At 68.0% G+C, this 18793-nt stretch carries 15 protein-coding genes and 1 CRISPR repeat array; of the genes, 13 read left to right on the forward strand and 2 right to left on the reverse strand.

Annotated features, from left to right (window positions below; translation table 11 throughout):
* The first annotated feature begins 43 nt into the window (after positions 1 to 43).
* Complete coding sequence (locus tag ACEYYA_RS04300; RefSeq protein WP_374797924.1) at positions 44 to 241, forward strand: SlyX family protein; 198 nt, start codon at positions 44 to 46, stop codon at positions 239 to 241.
* Positions 242 to 246: 5 nt separating this feature from the next.
* Positions 247 to 1305, forward strand: coding sequence for an AbrB family transcriptional regulator (locus ACEYYA_RS04305; protein WP_374797926.1), 1059 nt, complete (start codon positions 247 to 249; stop codon positions 1303 to 1305).
* Between the two features lie 8 nt (positions 1306 to 1313).
* Here ACEYYA_RS04305 and ACEYYA_RS04310 read toward each other — a convergent pair whose 3' ends face one another.
* The gene (locus tag ACEYYA_RS04310; RefSeq protein WP_374797928.1) at positions 1314 to 3605 is read right to left on the reverse strand and encodes an adenosylcobalamin-dependent ribonucleoside-diphosphate reductase; all 2292 of its coding nucleotides are present in this window, start codon (positions 3603 to 3605) and stop codon (positions 1314 to 1316) included.
* A gap of 140 nt (positions 3606 to 3745) precedes the next feature.
* Here ACEYYA_RS04310 and ACEYYA_RS04315 point away from each other — a divergent pair, with 140 nt between their 5' ends.
* The gene (locus tag ACEYYA_RS04315) at positions 3746 to 4171 is read left to right on the forward strand and encodes a DUF1489 family protein (RefSeq protein WP_374797930.1); all 426 of its coding nucleotides are present in this window, start codon (positions 3746 to 3748) and stop codon (positions 4169 to 4171) included.
* Here ACEYYA_RS04315 and ACEYYA_RS04320 read toward each other — a convergent pair.
* The gene (locus ACEYYA_RS04320; protein ID WP_374797932.1) at positions 4168 to 4488 is read right to left on the reverse strand and encodes a DUF6476 family protein; all 321 of its coding nucleotides are present in this window, start codon (positions 4486 to 4488) and stop codon (positions 4168 to 4170) included. The genes ACEYYA_RS04315 and ACEYYA_RS04320 overlap by 4 nt on opposite strands.
* Between ACEYYA_RS04320 and ACEYYA_RS04325 the strand changes: the two genes are divergently transcribed.
* The 10 genes from ACEYYA_RS04325 (at position 4460) to ACEYYA_RS04370 (ending at position 18748) form a co-directional block, all read left to right on the forward strand.
* Entirely contained in the window at positions 4460 to 5518 is a 1059-nt protein-coding gene (locus ACEYYA_RS04325) for an RluA family pseudouridine synthase (protein ID WP_374797934.1), read from the forward strand. The genes ACEYYA_RS04320 and ACEYYA_RS04325 overlap by 29 nt on opposite strands.
* A gap of 192 nt (positions 5519 to 5710) precedes the next feature.
* Positions 5711 to 6610, forward strand: coding sequence for an RNA polymerase sigma factor RpoH (rpoH, locus tag ACEYYA_RS04330; RefSeq protein WP_374797936.1), 900 nt, complete (start codon positions 5711 to 5713; stop codon positions 6608 to 6610).
* A gap of 170 nt (positions 6611 to 6780) precedes the next feature.
* Positions 6781 to 8178 (forward strand): cysteine--tRNA ligase, encoded by a 1398-nt coding sequence (gene cysS, locus ACEYYA_RS04335; protein WP_374797938.1) that lies wholly within the window; start codon positions 6781 to 6783, stop codon positions 8176 to 8178.
* Positions 8179 to 8302: 124 nt separating this feature from the next.
* Positions 8303 to 9928 (forward strand): citramalate synthase, encoded by a 1626-nt coding sequence (gene cimA, locus ACEYYA_RS04340; protein ID WP_374797940.1) that lies wholly within the window; start codon positions 8303 to 8305, stop codon positions 9926 to 9928.
* On the forward strand, positions 9916 to 10644 hold the full coding sequence (locus tag ACEYYA_RS04345; protein ID WP_374797942.1) for a class I SAM-dependent methyltransferase: 729 nt from the start codon (positions 9916 to 9918) through the stop codon (positions 10642 to 10644). The genes cimA and ACEYYA_RS04345 overlap by 13 nt, the downstream gene beginning before the upstream one ends.
* Positions 10637 to 11380 carry a squalene/phytoene synthase family protein gene (locus tag ACEYYA_RS04350; protein WP_374797944.1) on the forward strand — a complete coding sequence of 248 codons (744 nt, stop codon included), beginning with the start codon at positions 10637 to 10639 and terminating at the stop codon, positions 11378 to 11380. The genes ACEYYA_RS04345 and ACEYYA_RS04350 overlap by 8 nt, the downstream gene beginning before the upstream one ends.
* A gap of 255 nt (positions 11381 to 11635) precedes the next feature.
* The gene (locus tag ACEYYA_RS04355) at positions 11636 to 13156 is read left to right on the forward strand and encodes a methyl-accepting chemotaxis protein (RefSeq protein ID WP_374797946.1); all 1521 of its coding nucleotides are present in this window, start codon (positions 11636 to 11638) and stop codon (positions 13154 to 13156) included.
* Positions 13157 to 13223: 67 nt separating this feature from the next.
* On the forward strand, positions 13224 to 14336 hold the full coding sequence (locus ACEYYA_RS04360; protein ID WP_374797948.1) for a protein-glutamate methylesterase/protein-glutamine glutaminase: 1113 nt from the start codon (positions 13224 to 13226) through the stop codon (positions 14334 to 14336).
* A complete protein-coding gene (locus tag ACEYYA_RS04365; RefSeq protein WP_374797950.1) occupies positions 14329 to 15018 on the forward strand; it encodes a chemotaxis protein CheD in 690 nt (229 codons plus the stop codon). Before ACEYYA_RS04360 ends, ACEYYA_RS04365 begins: the two co-directional genes overlap by 8 nt.
* 1194 nt (positions 15019 to 16212) lie before the next feature.
* Positions 16213 to 16484: direct repeats of the CRISPR family, unit length 29 nt; unit sequence CCCCCGCGCCCCGCGCGCGCGGAAGGCAG.
* Between the two features lie 884 nt (positions 16485 to 17368).
* Positions 17369 to 18748 (forward strand): MATE family efflux transporter, encoded by a 1380-nt coding sequence (locus tag ACEYYA_RS04370; RefSeq protein ID WP_374797952.1) that lies wholly within the window; start codon positions 17369 to 17371, stop codon positions 18746 to 18748.
* Positions 18749 to 18793: the final 45 nt, after the last annotated feature.

Here is an 18793-nt window from a genome sequence, read left to right on the forward strand (position 1 = left end):
CCTGCGCCGCCGGGTGTAACGGATGCACCAAGGGGGAACAAGCATGAGCCGCGATCTGGAAGAACGCATCGCCCATCTGACGCGGATGGTCGAGGATCTGTCCGATGTCGTCACCGCCCAGGGCCGCGAGGTCGAACGCCTGTCGCGCCGCGTCGCCCTGTTGCTGGAACGCGAGGCCGAGCGCGAGGCCGATGCCGGGGGCAGCGTCGCCCTGGCCGATCAGCGGCCCCCGCATTGGTAGGGGGTGTGGGCAGCCGCGATCTGACCGCAGGTCTGACGCTGGCCCTTGGGCTGGCGGGCGGACTGGTGGCAAAGACGCTGCATCTGCCCCTGCCGATGCTGCTGGGTGCGCTGCTGGCGGTTGCCATCGCAGCCGTCGCGGGCTGGCGGCCCATCGGCCATTCGGTCTGGTCGCCGCCGGTTCTGCGGCTGGTCTTCGTGCCGGTGATCGGCGTGTCGATCGGCGCGGCCTTCACGTCGGACATGATCGCGGCGGTGCCGGGCTGGTGGCCCTCGATCCTGGCGCTGGTGGTCTTCATCCCCGTGGTTCACTGGATCAGCTTTGCCATCGCCCGCGCGCTGGGCCTGCGCGACCGGGCGGCGGCGTTTTTCGGCACCGCGCCCGGCGGCTTCATCGAGGCGATCGAGATGGGCCAGGCGGCGGGTGCCGATGTGCGGATGCTGACCACGCTGCAATTCCTGCGGCTGGTGCTGACGATCCTGACCGTGCCGGTGATCTTTGCCGCGATCACCGGCCATGCGGTCGGATCGGGCGCGGGTGTGGTGCTGGGCGATCGCGCACCGCTGGATGGCCTGGACATTGCCTGGCTGATCGCCGCGGGGGTGATCGGCGGCTGGCTGGGGCTGCGATCACGCCTGCCGGCGGGGCTGGTGCTGGGGCCGGTGCTGGCCTCGGGCGCGGTGCATCTGGCGGGGCTGTCGGATGGCGCGCCGCCGGGCTGGCTGATCGCCACGACACAGGTGGTGATCGGCGTCAACCTGGGGGTGCGCTTTGCCGGGCTGCGTGGCCGGATGCTGGCGCAGGCGGCGGCGATTTCCACGCTGAGCGTCGCCATGATGCTGGCCCTCGCGGGGGGCGTCGCCGTGGCCCTGTCGCGCGTGATGGACCAGTCGAGCGCGGCGATCTTTCTGGCTTTCGCGCCCGGCGGGCTGGCGGAAATGAGCCTGATCGCGCTGTCGCTGCATGTCAGCGTGATCTATGTCACCGCGCACCACCTGCTGCGGATCTTCCTGGCGGTATTGGCGGCGCGGCTGTTGCGGGGGCGCGGGTTGGGGCGGGGCTAGGCCCCCCATCAGCCGCATTTCGAATGGCCGCAATCGGCGCAGGTCATGCAGCCCTCGACCTTGCGCATCGCATAGCTGCCGCAATGCGGGCAGGACGCGCCGCGGGGGGCGCCGGTGGTGCCGTCCATCTGCATCGCCACGACATTGCTGGCGATTTCAGCCTTGGGGTCGGATTTCAGCCCCATGCCTTCGCCCGCCATGAAGCCGGTGGCGATCAGATGCCGTTCGATCACGCCCCCGATCGCCGCCAGGATCGAGGGGATATAGCGCCCCTCGGACCAGGCGCCGCCGCGCGGGTCGAACACCGCCTTCAGTTCCTCGACGACAAAGGACACGTCGCCGCCGCGACGGAACACCGCCGAAATCATCCGGGTCAGCGCCACCGTCCAGGCGTAATGCTCCATGTTCTTCGAGTTGATGAACACTTCGAACGGGCGACGGCTGCCGCCTTCGACGATATCGTTGACGGTGATGTAGATCGCATGTTCCGACCCCGGCCATTTCAGCTTGTAGGTCGCGCCTTCCAGCGCCGCCGGGCGGTCCAGCGGTTCGGTCAGATAGACGACCTCCGCGCCGGTATCGGCCTCGGGGGCCTTGTCGGATTTCTCGCTGACCGACAGGACCGAGCCGGTCACATCGTTCGGGCGATAGGTGGTGCAGCCTTTGCAGCCCTGATCCCAGGCGGCCATGTAGACCTCTTTGAAGTCATCGAAGCTGATGTCCTCGGGGCAGTTGATGGTCTTGGAAATGCTGGAATCCACCCATTCCTGGGCGGCGGCCTGCATCCGAACGTGATCCAGCGGCGCCAGCGTCTGCGCGTTGACGAAGTAATCCGGCAGGGGCTTGTCGCCAAAGCGGTCGCGCCACATCTGCACGGCGTAATCGACGACCTCCTCCTCGGTCCGGGTGCCGTCCTTTTGCAGCACCTTGCGGGTATAAGCATAGGCAAAGACCGGCTCGATCCCCGAGCTGACATTGCCCGCATAAAGGCTGATCGTGCCAGTCGGCGCGACGCTGGTCAGCAGCGCGTTGCGGATGCCGTGTTCGGCGATCGCGGCGCGCACGTCGTCATCCATGCGTTCCATATTGCCCGAGGCCAGATATTTGTCGGCGTCAAACAGCGGGAAGGCACCCTTTTCGCGCGCCAGATCGACCGAGGCCAGATAGGCCGCGCGCGCGATCTGCTTCATCCAGTCGCCGGCGATCCGCGCGGCTTCAACGCTACCGTAACGCTGACCGACCATCAGCAGCGCATCGGCCAGACCGGTCACCCCCAGACCGATGCGGCGCTTGTTGCGGGCTTCCTCGGCCTGCTGGGGCAGGGGGAACCGCGAGGCATCGACGACATTATCCATCATCCGCACGGCCAGCCGCACCAGCTCGTCCAGCGCCGCGACATCCAGCGCGGCATCCGGGCCGAACGGGTCTTTCACCAACCGCGCGAGGTTCACCGAACCCAGCAGGCAGGCGCCATAGGGCGGCAGCGGCTGTTCGCCACAGGGGTTGGTCGCGGCAATCTGTTCGACATAGCCCAGGTTGTTCTGCTGGTTGATGCGGTCGATGAAGATCACGCCCGGCTCGGCGTAATCATAGGTCGCGCGCATGATCCGGTTCCACAGATCGCGGGCGGGCAGGGTGTGATAGACGGTGTCGTTGAACACCAGATCCCACGGGCCGTCAGCCTTGACCGCCTGCATGAAGGGATCGGTCACCAGCACCGACAGGTTGAACATGCGCAGCCGCGCGGCGTCCTGCTTTGCCTCGATGAAGGTCAGGATGTCGGGATGATCGCAGCGCATCGTCGCCATCATCGCGCCGCGCCGCGAACCGGCCGACATGATGGTGCGGCACATCGCATCCCAGACATCCATGAAGGACAACGGGCCAGAGGCATCGGCGGCCACGCCCTTCACCTCGGCCCCGCGCGGGCGGACGGTGCTGAAATCATAGCCGATGCCGCCGCCCTGCTGCATGGTCAGCGCGGCCTCTTTCAGCGCGTCGAAAATGCCCGACATGCTGTCGGGGATCGTGCCCATGACGAAGCAGTTGAACAGGGTGACGTTGCGCCCGGTGCCGGCACCGGCGGCGATGCGGCCTGCGGGCAGGAACTTGAAATCCTCAAGCGCGCCATAGAACCGGTCTTCCCACAGCTTCGGGTCCGATTCGACCGAGGCCAGATCGCGCGCCACGCGCCGCCAGCTGTCTTCGACAGACAGATCGACGGGGGTGCCATCCGCTTGTTTCAGACGGTATTTCATGTCCCAGATCTGTTCGGCGATCGGTGCGGCAAAGCGGCTCATCTCGGGTCCTTTGTCGGGCTTGCTCGGGCAGGCGGCGGTTGGCGAAGGCGATCAACTTAATCGTGATCGCGGCGCTTGTCGATAAGCCCTGACACCGGATGTGGCATTGAACCCCGACGCTGCCGCTTTATATTGCGGTGATGGGCCAAAACTCGCTGAACCTGATCAAGCTGTGCGTGGGCGCGGAAAGCCTGGCCGATCTGTCGGCCTGGCAGGCACGCCGGTTTGGCGGGGCGCAGGCCGAACATGTCACCCGGATGTGGCCCAAGCGCGGGGATGAGCTGCTGGACGGCGGATCGCTGTATTGGGTCATCAAGGGCGTGGTGCAGGCCCGCCAGCGGCTGATCGGGTTGCAGGAACGGCTGGGCGCGGACGGAATCGCGCGCTGTGCGCTGATCCTTGACCCCGAGATCGTGCCGGTCGCCGCCACACCCAAGCGCGCCTTTCAGGGCTGGCGCTATCTGTCCGCGGCCGAGGCCCCGCCCGATCTGCCCAAGGGCCGGGCCGCCGAACCGGCGCTGCCGCCCGCGCTGAACCGGGCGCTGGCCGACTTGGGCCTGCGTTAGGGGGTCACATCGCGGTGCAGGCTGCCATCGGCGGCATAGATCAGCACGCGCCCGGTCTGCGTGACCACCACCGTATATCCCGGCGCAAAGGTCAGCGCCTGTGGCTGTTCACCTGCGGGCAGGCTGATCGCGGCCGGCAGGTCAGGCAGCACCGGCGCGGGTTTGCCCAGCCGGATGACAAGCAGCGCGACGATCGCTAAAAGCCCGAAGATCATCACCAGCGCCAGCGCCGTGACCAGCCGCTTGAGAAAGCGCAGTTCGGGCGGCAGCGCGGAAAGGGGCAGTTCGTTGGATTCGGATGAAGACGATTTTGACATCGGTGCGGCCTCTGCGGTCAGGATCGTGATCGGGCCAAGCCCGCCCGACCGTCTTGATAAGGCGCTGGCCCGCGATGTGCCAGAGGCGGCCAGCCTGTCGCGGTCGCGGCTGGCGAAACTCTTGGCCGAGGGCGCGATCACCCGTGACGGCACCGCCGTGACCAGCCCCAAGGCCCCGGTGGCCGAGGGCGAGGTCTATCAGATCGCCTTGCCCGAACCCGATCCGGTCGAGGCCCGCCCCGAGCCGATCCCTCTGGTGATCCTGCATGAGGATGCCGATCTGATCGTCATCGACAAGCCCGCCGGCATGGTCGTGCATCCGGGTGCCGGGCAGCACAGCGGCACGCTGGTCAATGCGCTGCTGCACCACTGCGCGGGCAGCCTGTCGGGGATCGGCGGGCGCATCCGCCCCGGCATCGTGCATCGCATCGACAAGGAAACCTCTGGCCTGCTGGTCGCGGCCAAGTCCGACCGCGCCCATCAGGGGCTGGCGGCGCAGTTCGAGGCGCATTCCGTCCATCGCCATTACCTTGCCCTGACCCATGGCCTGCCCGAGGCCAGCGACGCGCGCCTGCGCGGGGTCGAGGGCGTGGCGTTTGAATCGGGCGGCATCCTGCGCATTGCCACGCAACTGGGCCGCCATCCCAGCGACCGCCAGAAGCAGGCGGTGCTGCGCGCCGGTGGGCGGGCGGCGGTGACGCGGGCGCGGATCGTCGAGCGGTTCGGCACGCCGCCGGTGATCGGTCTGGTCGATTGCTGGCTGGAAACCGGGCGCACCCATCAGATCCGCGTGCATCTGGCCCATGCCGGGCACGGGCTGGTGGGCGATCCGACCTATGGTGGGCGGCGCAAGGTCTCGGCCAACGCGCTGCCGCCCGGCGCGGCCCAGGCGGCGATGGACTTTCCGCGTCAGGCGCTGCACGCGGCCACTTTGGGCTTTGTCCATCCTGTTTCCGGTGCGGAACTGCGGTTTGAATCGCCGCTGCCTGCCGACATGGCGGGGCTGATCGCGAAACTGTCAAACGTTTGACACGCGCTGACATCCGCGTGACAGGGCTGGTTTTCCCCTGTTCAACCGGGGCGGGGAACCCGATGATTGCTGTCGGGTTGATATCGCGCAGCCTTGACGCCAACCGGCCGCGCGCCCATCTATCACCGCCCCGACGTGGCAGATTGCGCGCGGGCCGCCCGGCCGAACCGGCGGGCAGACAGGAGATGTTCGATGACCAGTTATGCCAACCTTCCCGCGCCCAGCCCCGAACAGGGGATGAACCGCTATCTTCAGGAAATCCGCAAGTTTCCGCTGCTGGAACCCGAAGAGGAATACATGCTGGCAAAGGCTTGGGTCGACCATCAGGACAGCGAGGCCGCGCACAAGCTGGTGACCTCCCACCTGCGGCTGGCCGCGAAAATCGCCATGGGCTATCGCGGCTATGGCCTGCCGCAGGCCGAGGTGATCTCGGAAGCCAATGTCGGCCTGATGCAGGCGGTCAAGCGGTTCGACCCCGAAAAGGGCTTCCGCCTTGCCACCTATGCGATGTGGTGGATCCGCGCCGCGATCCAGGAATACATCCTGCGGTCCTGGTCGCTGGTGAAGCTGGGCACGACCAGTGCGCAGAAAAAGCTGTTCTTCAACCTGCGCAAGGCGAAATCCCGCATCGGCGCGCTGGAGGATGGCGATCTGCGCCCCGAACATGTGGCCAAGATCGCCCATGATCTGAACGTCTCGGCCGATGATGTCATCTCGATGAACCGGCGCCTGTCGGGCGGCGATGCCTCGCTGAACGCGCAGGTGGGGTCCAGCGATGGCGACAGCACGAGCCAATGGCAGGACTGGCTTGAGGATGAGGGCGCCAATACCGCCGAATCCTATGCCGAAAGCGATGAGCTGGACACCCGCCGCCGAATGCTGATGGGCGCGATGGATGTGCTGAACGACCGCGAGCGCGATGTTCTGGTTCAGCGCCGTCTGGTCGACGATCCGGTGACGCTGGAAGACCTGTCGTCGAAATACGACGTGTCGCGCGAACGCATCCGCCAGATCGAGGTGCGCGCCTTTGAAAAGCTGCAAAAGCGGATGCGTGAACTGGCCCGCGACAAGGGTATGGAAATCCCCGCGTAGCGCCCGGTTTTCGCTTGGCAGGCGGCCTGCGACCGGCTAAGGCTGCGGGCCATGAACGCGCTGTGCATCACCACCGTCATGTGCATTACCGGCTGAGCAATCGGGCGGGCCGTTCTTCTGCGTCTTTTCCAAAGCCAGACCGACCGGACCCGCTGGGAAGGGTCTGAACCATGGTCGACATCCGGCTGACGAATACGGCGACCCGCCGCAAAGAGGCCTTTGTGCCGCTGCGCGCGGATAACGTGCGGATGTATCTGTGCGGCCCGACCGTCTATGACCGCGCGCATCTGGGCAATGCCCGGCCGGTAGTGGTGTTCGACGTGCTGAACCGGCTGCTGCGCCATGTCTATGGCGCGGATGCCGTCACCTATGTGCGCAATTTTACCGACGTCGATGACAAGATCAACGCCGAGGCGCAGCGCCGCCGCGCGGCGGGCGCGCCCGGATCACTGGAAGATCTGATCCGCCAGCGGACCGAGGAAACGATCGCCTGGTATCATGACGACATGGACGCCCTGGGCGCACTGCGCCCCGATCACGAACCCCGCGCCACCGCCTATATCGGCCAGATGATCGCCATGATCGACGGGCTGATCGCCGCGGGCCACGCCTATGCCGCCGAAGGCCATGTGCTGTTTCGGGTGCGCAGCTATGCCGATTATGGCCGCCTGTCGGGCCGCTCGGTCGATGACATGATCGCGGGGGCGCGGGTCGAGGTCGCGCCCTACAAGGAAGACCCGCTGGATTTCGTGCTGTGGAAGCCCTCGGATGCCGAAATGCCGGGCTGGGGCAGCCCCTGGGGCCGGGGGCGTCCGGGCTGGCATATCGAATGCTCGGCCATGTCGCATGACCTGCTGGGACCGTCCTTCGACATCCACGCAGGCGGCATCGACCTGCAATTCCCGCACCACGAAAACGAGATCGCGCAGTCCTGCTGCGCCCATCCGGGCAGCGGTTTCGCGCGCTATTGGCTGCATAACGAGATGTTGCAGGTCGAGGGCAAGAAAATGTCCAAATCGCTGGGCAATTTCTTCACCGTCCGTGACCTGCTGGATCAGGGCGTGCCGCCCGAGGTGATCCGCTTTGTCTTCCTGCAAACCCATTACCGCAAGCCGATGGACTGGACCGCCGACAAGGCGCGCGACGCCGAGGCGGTGTTGCGCAAATGGCGGGGTCTGGTCGCGGGCATCGAGCCCGCGCCCAGCCCGGCCCCCGCAGTCGTCGCGGCGCTGGCCGATGATCTGAACACCGCGGGGGCGATCGCCGCGCTGCACGATCTGGCGGGGCAGGGGGATGCGGCGGGGCTGAAGGCCTCGGCTTCGCTGCTGGGCCTCTTGACCGATGAACTCGCCGGCTGGGACGCGCCCAAGGCCGACCTTACCCCTTGGGCAGACCGGCTGGCCGCTTTGCGCGGGCAGGCGATGGAAAGCAAGGATTTCACGGCGGTCGACGCGCTGAAATCCGCGCTGCTGACGGCGGGGGTCGAGGTGCGCATGTCCAAGGCCGGGATCGAGCTGGTGCCCGGCACGGGCTTTGATGCGCAGAAATTGCCGGCGGTGCGGGAATGACCGGCCTGCGCCTCCGGCGGGAGCATTTGAGAACAGAAGAAAGATCGGCTTCTTCTGTTTCCCAACACTCCGGGGGGCGCGGCGCAAGCGCGGTGGGGGGCAGCGCCCCCCTTGTGACGGGGGTATGATGGACGACCGGCTGTATCTTTACGACACCACGCTGCGCGACGGGCAGCAGACCCAGGGCGTGCAATTCTCGACCGATGAAAAGGTCGAAATCGCGAAGATGCTGGATGGCCTGGGCCTTGATTACATCGAGGGCGGCTGGCCCGGTGCCAATCCGACCGACAGCGACTTTTTCGCCCATCCCCCCGCGACCCGTGCCATGCTGACCGCCTTTGGCATGACCAAGCGCGCCGGGCGGTCGGCCAGCAATGATGATGTGCTGGCGGCGGTTCTGGATGCCGCGACGCCTGCCGTCTGTCTGGTCGGCAAGACGCATGTTTATCACGTCGATACCGCACTGGGCATTCCGCGCGCCGACAATATCGCGGCGATCCGGGACTCGGTCGCCCATGTGGTCGGCAAGGGCCGAGAGGCGCTGTTTGACGCCGAGCATTTCTTTGATGGCTACAAGGCCGATCCGGCCTATGCGCTGGATTGCCTGCGCGCCGCGCATGAGGCCGGGGCGCGCTGGATCGTGTTGTGCGACACCAATGGCGGCACCCTTCCGGGCGAAATCGGCGCCATCGTGCGCGCGGTGATCGACGCCGGTCTGCCGGGGGATCGGCTGGGCATCCACTGCCATGACGATACCGGCATGGCCGTCGCAGGCAGTCTGGCCGCGGTTGAGGCGGGGGTGCGGCAGATCCAGGGCACGCTGAACGGTCTGGGCGAGCGTTGCGGCAATGCCAACCTGACCAGCCTGATCCCGACGCTTCTGCTGAAGCCCGCCTATGCGCATCTGACGCTGGGCGTGCCGCATTCGGCGCTGGACGGCATGACCCGCCTGTCGCGCCGTCTGGATGAGATTCTGAACCGCGTGCCGCTGCGCAGCGCGCCCTATGTCGGGGCGTCGGCCTTTGCGCACAAGGCCGGGCTGCATGCCAGTGCGATCCTGAAAGACCCCTCGACCTATGAACATGTCGACCCCGCGCAGGTCGGCAATCAGCGCGTCATCCCGATGTCGAACCAGGCCGGCCAGTCGAACCTGCGCGCCCGACTGGCTGCGGCGGGGATCAAGATCGACCCGACCGACCCGCGCCTGCCGCGCCTGCTCGAGGCGGTAAAGGACGCCGAGGATCACGGCTATGCCTATGACAGCGCGCAGGCCAGTTTCGAGCTGCTGGCGCGGCGCGAACTGGGCCTGATGCCGCGCTTTTTCGAGGTCAAGCGCTACCGCGTCACCGTCGAGCGGCGCAAGAACCGCCATGACCGCATGGTCTCGCTGTCCGAGGCGGTGGTGGTCGTCAAGATCGGCGATGACAAGAAGCTGTCGGTCAGCGAAAGCATGGATGCGACCGGCCAGGATCGTGGCCCGGTGAACGCGCTGTCCAAGGCATTGGCCAAGGATCTTGGTCCTTATCAAGGGCTTATCGACGATCTGAAGCTGGTCGATTTCAAGGTCCGCATCACCAATGGCGGCACCGAGGCCGTGACCCGCGTCATCATCGACAGCGAGGACGGCCAGGGCCGCCGCTGGTCGACGGTCGGGGTCAGCGCCAATATCGTCGATGCCAGCTTCGAGGCGCTGCTGGATGCAATCAACTGGAAACTCATCCGTGACGGAGCCGTGCCATGCGCGAACTGACCGCTGAACAGGCGTTTTACACGCTGCACCGCGACCTCCCGCGCGAGGGGCCGGGGACGTCGGCCGATCTGGCCTGGGCGCTGTATGTCGCGGGCACGCCCGAGGATGCGCGGATCTGCGATGCCGGTTGCGGGCCGGGCGCCGATACGGTTGGCTTGGCCAAGGCGCGCGCCGGGGCGCGGATCGACGCGATCGACGCCGTCGCGCATCTGGTCGAGGCCGCGCGGCTGCGCGCCGCGCCCTATGGCGACCGCATCCGCGTGCAGCAGGGCGATATGGCTGATCTGTCAGGGCCTTATGATCTGATCTGGTGTGCGGGGGCGCTGTATTTCCTGGGCGTCACCGAAGGGTTGTCGCGCTGGCGCGGGGCGCTGTCGGCCCACGGGCGGGTCGCGTTTTCCGAACCCTGCCTGCTGCCGCGACCGTCCGCTGCGGCAGAGGCCTTCTGGGCGGATTACCCCCAGATCACCAATGCGCAGGGCATCCGCGACCGTGTTCATGCGGCGGGCTATCGCGTGCTGGGCGAACATCTGATGATCGGCGCCCCGTGGGAGGCCTATTACAAGCCGCTCGCCGCCCGTATCGCGCGGCTTCGCCCCGACGCGACGGGCGCGCTGGCCGCTGCCCTTGACGATGCCGAGGCCGAAATCGCCCGATGGCAGGCCGCCCCCGGCGAGATCGCCTATGCGCTGATGGTCGTCGAACCCGATGTCTGACGTGGCCTTGGCCGAGGCGGTGCGCGCGGGCGATCCCGACCGTTTCTGGCCGACCATGGCCGCGCCCGCCGCGCTGCGGGATCTTTTGTGGCCCGTCTATGCGGTCAACCTTCAGATCGCGCGCGCGCCTTGGGCCTCGGACCAGCCGCTGTTGGCCGAAATGCGGCTGCAATGGTGGATCGACGGCTTGGCGGCGCCGCCGCAGGGTGACGCGCCCGCCGATCTGCGCGCGCTCTGCTCGCGGGGCGCGCCCGTCGCGGCGGCCCTGCACGGCGTGGCCCAGGCCCGGCGCGGCGATTGCTGGGCCGAGCCTTTCGCCGATGCACGGGATTTGATGGATTATCTTGATCAGACGGCGGGCAACGTGGCGTGGGCCGCGGGCCTCTCGCTGGGGGCTGGGCCTGCTGATCAGGCGGCGCTGCGCGCCCATGGCCGTGCGCAGGGCCTGGCCTCTTACCTGCGTGCGGCGGCTGCTCTGGCCCGGCGCGGGCGCAACCGGTTGGTCAGCCTGTCGGCGGGCAATCTGGCCGATTTGGCCCAGCAGGCCTTGGCCGAACGGCGAAGCGCGCGCCTGCCCGCACCGCTGCGCGCGGCGGCCTTTCCGGGCGCGCTGGCGGTGCCGATCCTGACCCAGGCCGCCCGCGATCCGGCGCTTATCGAGGCAGGCGGGCTGAGCCTGTCCGAGTTCCGTCGCCGCGCGATCCTGGCCCGGCTGGCGCTGACGGGCCGGCCATGATTTCCGTCGCGCCTTAAGCGAATCTTCAGACCTTCGCGCCATGGTCCCCTGCAAGGCCGGATTCGTCCGGCACCCCGTAGGAGCCTTTGCATGACCCTGTTGCGCCGTTTGTGGTCCGCCCTTCGTCCCTCTGCGCCGGTTGCCCCGCCGCCTGCCGCGCCGCCGACCCCGGCGTCCCACCCGCCCGCGACGCTGGGCGCTGGCGTGCCGGCCGAAGACGCCGCCCCGCTTCCCCTGGCGGCGATTGCCCGCTGGATGCAAAGCGGCCTTCGTGACGCGCAGGTGCTGCGATGGGTTGAGGCGCAGGGATGGCAGGATGCCGATGGGCGCGACCTGGTCGTGGCCAGCGATCGCGGCCCGGTCCGCCCGGATGATCTGGCAGCAGGCCAGCCCGTCGATTGCCGCCTGCCGGATGGCCGCCCGGCCCGTATCGCCGGATGCCGCGCGCCCGCTGGGCTGGCGGCAGCGCAACCGCTGGCGGTTGTGGCCCCGATCATCGACGCGCCGCCCGCCACTGATCCTGCCCTGGTCGCCGCGCTTCAGGCGCGCGCCGACGACCTTTCCGCCGACCTGTCTGAGGTTGACGCCGCCCTGTCGCGTCTGGTGCAGGGTGACCTGACCGCTTCGATCAGTCGGGGCCGCACCCGCGAACGCCAGGCGCTTGCCGACCGCTTTTCGCAGGCCGTCGACCGGCTGCGCGACCCGCTGCGGCAGGTGTCAATGGCAGCCCAGTCGCTGCGCGGTGATCTGGATCAGGTCGCCGGTGTCGCGCAGGTTCTGGCCGAGCGTTCCGATCAGCAGGGCGCGGTTCTGGCCCATGCGCAAGGTGCGGCAAAGCAACTGGCCGGATCGGTTCAGGCGGTGGCCGATGGTGCCGCCGATGCCGATCGCGTCGCCTCTGACGCTGTGCAACGCGCCCAAGGGTCCGAGAATGTCGTGCGCGATGCTGTCGCCGTGATGGGGCAGATCTCCGACTCTTCTACCCGGATCTCGCGCATCGTGTCGGTGATCGAGGATATCGCCTTCCAGACCAACCTGCTGGCCCTGAACGCCGGGGTCGAGGCCGCCCGCGCGGGCGAGGCCGGGCGCGGCTTTGCGGTCGTCGCCTCCGAGGTGCGGGCGCTGGCGCAACGATCGTCGGATGCGGCGCGCGAAATCGGCGGGCTGATCGGGGATTCCGCCGCGCATGTCAATCGCGGCGTCAACCTGGTCGGTCAGGCGGGCACCGCGCTTGAGGCGGTGGCGCAGTCGCTGGGTGACATTTCCGGCCGGATCAGTGCCATGGCAGCCGCGACGCGGCAGCAGGCGGGCGACGTGGCGGACATGTCCGCCGACCTGGGCACGCTGGAACGCGGTGCCCGCGATCTGGCGGGTGGTGCGCAATCGGCGCTCGCGGCCGTCGCGTCCGCCGGGGCCGACCTGGCGCGCCTGATCGAGCCGGTGCAGCGCGTCCGCACGGGTGACCCTTTGCGCCTGTCGCCTGCCATGAATAACGCACCCGCGAAAAACATGCGCGCCGCCGAACCCCGGCCCGCACCAGCCGCGCCGTCACGCAGTCCGGCACCGCCGTCGCCCGTTCGTCCCGCGCCGTCGCCCGCCGTGGCTGCCACCCGCCAAGCTGCGCCTCAGGCCCGTGCCGCCGCCCCTCCGCGCCCCGCCACGCCGCAGCCCGCGTCGCGCCCGGCGCCAGCCGCGCCACCCGTGCGCGCCGCTGCATCCAGCCGTGCCGCTGCACCCAAACGCGCCGCTGTCGAGGACGATTGGGAAGAATTCTGATCCCCCCCGCTTGTCTCAACCGCAACTGCCGCCACACCCTTCCTGTGACCTTTGATCGAGTGTGCAAATGCCTCAACAACCGGTTCGTGTTCTGGTCGTCGATGACAGCATCACCATCCGTCAGCTGATCCGCCTGCGCCTGGCCGGCGACCCGCGGCTGGTCGTCGTCGGCGAGGCCGCTGACGCCTTCGACGCGCGCGAAAAGATCAAGTTGCTTAATCCCGACGTCATCACCCTGGATGTCGAGATGCCGGGGATGAGCGGGCTTGATTTTCTTGAACGCCTGATGCGCCTGCGCCCCACCCCGGTTATCATGGTCTCAAGCGAGACCCACCGCGGATCCCACGCCGCGCTCGAGGCGCTGTCGCTGGGCGCGGTGGATTGCATCGGCAAGCCGATCAACGCACATTCTGCCGAAAGTTTCGCGCAGCTTCCCGATCTCTTGTGCATGGCCGCCCAGGCCCGTCTGCGGCAGGCAGGTCCGCGCCCGGACAACCCGCCCCCGCCAAGCAACTTCCGCTGGAACGGGCGGGTCGTGCTGATCGGGTCGTCAACGGGCGGCGTCGATGCGCTCGAGACGGTGTTGTCGGGCTTTCCCGCCGACTGTCCGCCCACGCTGATTACCCAGCACATGCCGGCGGGGTTCCTGTCCAGCTTTGCGGCCCGGCTTGACCAACGCATCGCCCCGCATCTTAGCCTCGCGACCGATGGCGCGCGGCTGGAACAAGGCCGTGTGTACCTGGCCCCCGGCGGCGAGACGCATCTGGCGGTATTGCCCGGCAGCGCGCCAAGCTGCCGCTTGGTGCAGTCGGATAAACGCTCTGGCCACCGGCCATCGGTCGATGTGCTGTTCGCATCCGCTGTGCCCATGGCCAGCCGCGTGGTCGCAGCGCTGCTGACGGGGATGGGGCGCGACGGTGCAGATGAGATGCTCAGCCTGCGGCAGGCGGGGGCGCGTTGCCTTGCCCAGGATGAGGCCAGCTGTGTCGTCTATGGAATGCCGCGCGCGGCGGTCGAGAACGGAGGTGCCGAGCAGGTCGTGCCGCTTCGTGGCATCGCCGCCCGTATCCTTGAAGCAGCGGGAAAGGGGGCAGCCGCCCCCGAGGCCGCAATCGCGGCGCAGCCTCGACGTTTCCCGCCGGGGGCGAACGTCGCTGACGATCGGTCGCGTCATGTCTGAAAACCGGATGCAAGGACACCAGTCTGCGACGCGCTATTCTGCGTATTCGCGCGCCGGGATGCGCAGCAACTCAAGTGACCAATCCACCCCCGCCGGCGGACAACGCCAACCGATGACGCAGTGCGCAACGACGACCGCGCCGATTGGAGCTGGGCAAGGCCCCGCTTCGACAAGCCGGTCGATCACGCAGGGCGAATATGCCAGCGGCGGCGCGGGCTTCGGGTTGATTTCAACCGTGCTGGGGTCGTGCGTTGCGGCCTGCCTTCACGATCCGGTCGCCCAGGTCGGCGGTATGAACCACTTTCTGCTGCCCGATGGGACCAATCGCGGCGGCGCAGCGGCCAGCTATGGCGTCAACGCGATGGAACTGTTGATCAATGACCTGATCAAGCACGGCGCGAGCAAATCGCGGCTGACCGCGAAGGTGTTCGGTGGCGCGCGGATGGTGCAGGGCTTATCCGATGTCGGCGCGAAGAATGCCGAGTTCATCCTGCGCTTCCTGACGGCCGAGGGGATATCCTGCCTCAGCCAGAGCCTTGGCGGCACCCACGCGCGGCGCGTCGAGTTCTGGCCCGACACCGGCCGCGCACGCCAAAAGCTGCTTCGCGAAACGGCCGCCACGGTTGATCTGCCGTTGCCGGTCGCAAGGGACGACGCGGACTCAGGGTTGGAGCTGTTCTGACCCTGGGCGATCATGCAAGCCGTGCGGGCAGCCCTGTGTGCGGTGCCGGGCAGTCCTCAGCTGCTCGGCAGGTCGCTGCGGGGCCAGGGCCTTCCGATCTGGCAAACCGCATGGGGTCAAGCTTTTCACGGTCAGGTCATGCTTGCGCGGCCGGCCTCTATGCGCCCGACCCATACGACCGCAGCTTCGGGGTGACGATTCGCGCCAGCATGGCGTCAGAAGGCGGCCCGAGATGCTAGCGTCTGCCACTGAACGCGCGGCTGGATAGCCCTGTTCCGGACACGGAGACCCACCAAGGCCGCGTGTTGCCCACCTGCCCACGTATGTCGCGCGGTGGCGCGCCCGCAGGATGCTGGTCTGCTGCGTCACGCCGCGCGCGGGGGCCGCGATGCTGGCAGACCACGCGAAGGCACCCGCAGCTATCTCGCCGCGCGCACGGTCGCTGCTCGCGCGCGCCGGCAAACGAGAGCTACATCTGTCACCGCGCGCGCTTACGGACGCAGCCCGGCCGCGACGGCACAGGCGTTGCAGTGCCCCTATCACTCCGCCGACGAACGGCCGCTGCGATGCCCGTTCCCGCAGAAGCGCGGTGACGATTCTCATCCCCGCGCGCGCCCTGGCACCGCGCGCCCGTTGAATCGCAGTACATTGTGAGGACGTGAACTCACGCGCGCGCGTGGCGACGTCCTTAACCTCGACGAGGGCGATGGGCTCGAGGCGATGTGAGCTCACGCGCCGGCGGGTGCCTGGCGAGGATAGGGCAGCCGCCCGCGGCTAAGGAATGTCACCCCAAGCGCATGCGGGCGCCGCCCGAGAAGGAAAAGCTTGGACCCAACCCGGCCTGTCACCCCGTGCGTGCGTGACCCGTGGCAGGCAGTACCGGCGGCATCGTCGTGGCCCCTGTCGTCCCGCACCGGCTCGCCGCTACACCGCCCCCGGTCGTTTGCCTATGCAACGCTCAACTGCGCGCGAGAGACCCGCGTAGGCGATCCGCCACAGTTCGTAACCAACGACCTTATAGATAGCCCCGCGCGCGTGAGAGCCACCGACGGATGAGCTGCGGTTGTTTTGGCGGCGTATTAGATAGCCCAGCGCACGTGGGCGCCACCGAGCGGGCGCTGGTCATGTGGGAAACGACCGAACTCTCACCCCGCGCGCGCCATGAGGGCTGCGCTGATGTCCGCCGCCGCGGTCCCCCCGCGCCCCGCGCGCGCGGAAGGCAGGGGACAGGCCCACCCGATCCAGCAGATCGCCCCCCCGCGCCCCGCGCGCGCGGAAGGCAGGCCCCATGGCCCCCAACCCCACGCCCGCCCTTCCCCCGCGCCCCGCGCGCGCGGAAGGCAGGCTGACCGGCTGGCGGATAGCCCCGAGGCTGACCCCCGCGCCCCGCGCGCGCGGAAGGCAGCTTCAGATCGTCAATCATTCTCGCCCCCTCTGCCCCCGCGCCCCGCGCGCGCGGAAGGCAGGCGTCATCAGAAACAGGCCGAGGCCGGAGAGCACACCGGACCCTGCGCGAACCGCAGGCGCTTGTCGCAGGAGCGGCTGCCAACCTCGTCGGGTTCCCTCACACCGCACGGGCTCGCCGCTACATCGCCCCCGACTGTTTGCCTGTGCCGCTCTTGCCCGAGTGCTCGAGAGCCACATAGGTCGATGCGGGTCAGGCGTCGCATTCACTCAGCGCCCTCTCACGCGTGCGCGTCATCCCCGCGCTCACCGGCACCGGGTTTTTCGCGGCGATGACCGACGTCAAACCTGCTGCCCGCCGCACGGGCGCCGTGCACAAGATCGATGACCCGCTCGTCGGCACCTCTGTGCCCTGTGCGCGCGGCAGTCGCCCCTTAAGACGTAGCCGCATTGATCCGCGCGCCGCATGCGGACCGCCATTGGATGTGGCTTTGCAGTCAACCCATCGTCGCCAGCCACTCATAAACCCGCCCCCCGACATCAGCCTTGCCGGTTTGCCAGGACAAAGTTCTGCAACGCAGCCGGACTGCGGCAAGCTCCCGCCGATTTGCGCGACCTGGCGATGCTTGACGATCTCGTCCCGGCCCTCTGGTGACCAGTCGAGCCAAGCTCGACGATACGCCCAGCAAGTTTCATCAATCCGTGCAAGATACGCATGTCGTCCTTTCCGCGCAGACGCCGCGCTCAGCCCCTCTCGCGAGGATCACTCTGCATGCGCGGCCAACATGTTGTCGGACCCGCACCCCGCGCTTCTCAAGGCAGCTTCTCGTTCCCCAAGCGCCGTCACCGCAGCCATGTCCACATGGCAGCCTTTGCTTCGCCCGGCTCGCGCATCCGTTGCCGCGCGCCGCTTGCCGCCGCGACCCGGCAAGGCTAAGGCTGGCACATGATGCGCGCTTCTCCTCACCCTTTGCCTAAACCCTTCCTGGCCGAGCTTCGCACCACGGTCCAGCTGGGCCTGCCGCTGATCCTGTCGCTGATCGCCTCGATGCTGCTGGGCGTCACGGACACGGTGATGATGGGCTGGTATGGCGTGCCCGAGCTTGCCGCCGTCACCCTCGGCTCGTCGACCTTCTTCACCATCTTCATCCTGGGCGGCGGCTTCGGCACGGCGGTGATGGGCGTCGTTGCGGCGGCGCGGGCGCGCGGCGACGACGACCAGTTGCGCCGCGCCACCCGCATGGCGATCTGGCTGTCGGTGATCTTCGCGGCGCTTGCCCTGCCGGTTTTCTGGGCCTCGGCGCCGATCCTGCGCGCCCTTGGCCAGTCGCCCCAGGTGGCGGGCCTGGCACAGGATTACCTGCGGATCATGGCCATCGGCATGTTCGCGGCGCAAGTCTCGATGGTGCTGCGCAGCTACCTGGCCGCGATCGAGCGGACCGCAATCCTGTTGGTCGTCACGCTGATCGGTCTGGTCGTCAACGCCGCGCTGAACTGGCTGTTGATCTTCGGCCATGGCGGGTTCCCCGAATTGGGCGTCCAGGGCGCGGCCATCGCCAGCGTCACCACCCAATTCGTGATGCTGGCGCTTCAAGTCGTCTATGCCGCGCGCCGGGCGGAATCGCGCCGGGTACGGCTGTTCCACCGCCTGTGGAAACCCGACCGCGCCGCCTTGGCCGAAGTGTTCCGCCTGGGCTGGCCCATCGGCCTGACCGGACTGTCGGAAAGCGGGCTGTTCCAGGCCTCGGCGCTGATGATGGGCTGGATCGGCACGGTCGAGTTGGCGGCCCATGGCATCGCTCTGCAGATCACCAGCCTGACCTTCATGGTCCATGTCGGCCTGTCGAATGCCGCGACGGTGCGCGTCGGCCGGGCCTTCGGCGCGGGCGACATCGACCGCATGGATCGCGCCGCCTGGGCGGCGATCGCGCTGTCGCTGGCGATGGTCGTCGCCACGGCGGCGGTTTTTCTGACCGTCCCCGGCCAGATCGTCGGCCTGTTCCTTGACCGCGCCGATCCGGCCGCCGCGCGCATCATCGCCATCGGCAGCCTACTGCTGTTCATGTCGGCGCTGTTTCAACTGTTCGACGCCATGCAGTGTCAGGCGCTTGGCCTGTTGCGCGGCGTGCAGGACACGCGCGTGCCGATGTGGCTGGCGGGGATCAGCTATTGGCTGATTGGTATCCCCGCGGGCTATCTGCTGGCCTTTACCCTGAACATGGGGCCGGAGGGGCTGTGGCTGGGCCTGGTCATCGGCCTTGCAGCGGCCAGCGTGCTGCTGATGGCACGCTTCTGGCGCGGTCAGGCGCGCCGCCGCGCCGGCTGATCCTCGTTCTTCTTGGCGGAAGTATCCCGGGGGTGCGGGGGCAGC

This window comes from Paracoccus zhouxuedongae, assembly GCF_041927815.1.
In the GTDB taxonomy this organism is placed as follows: Bacteria; Pseudomonadota; Alphaproteobacteria; order Rhodobacterales; family Rhodobacteraceae; genus Paracoccus.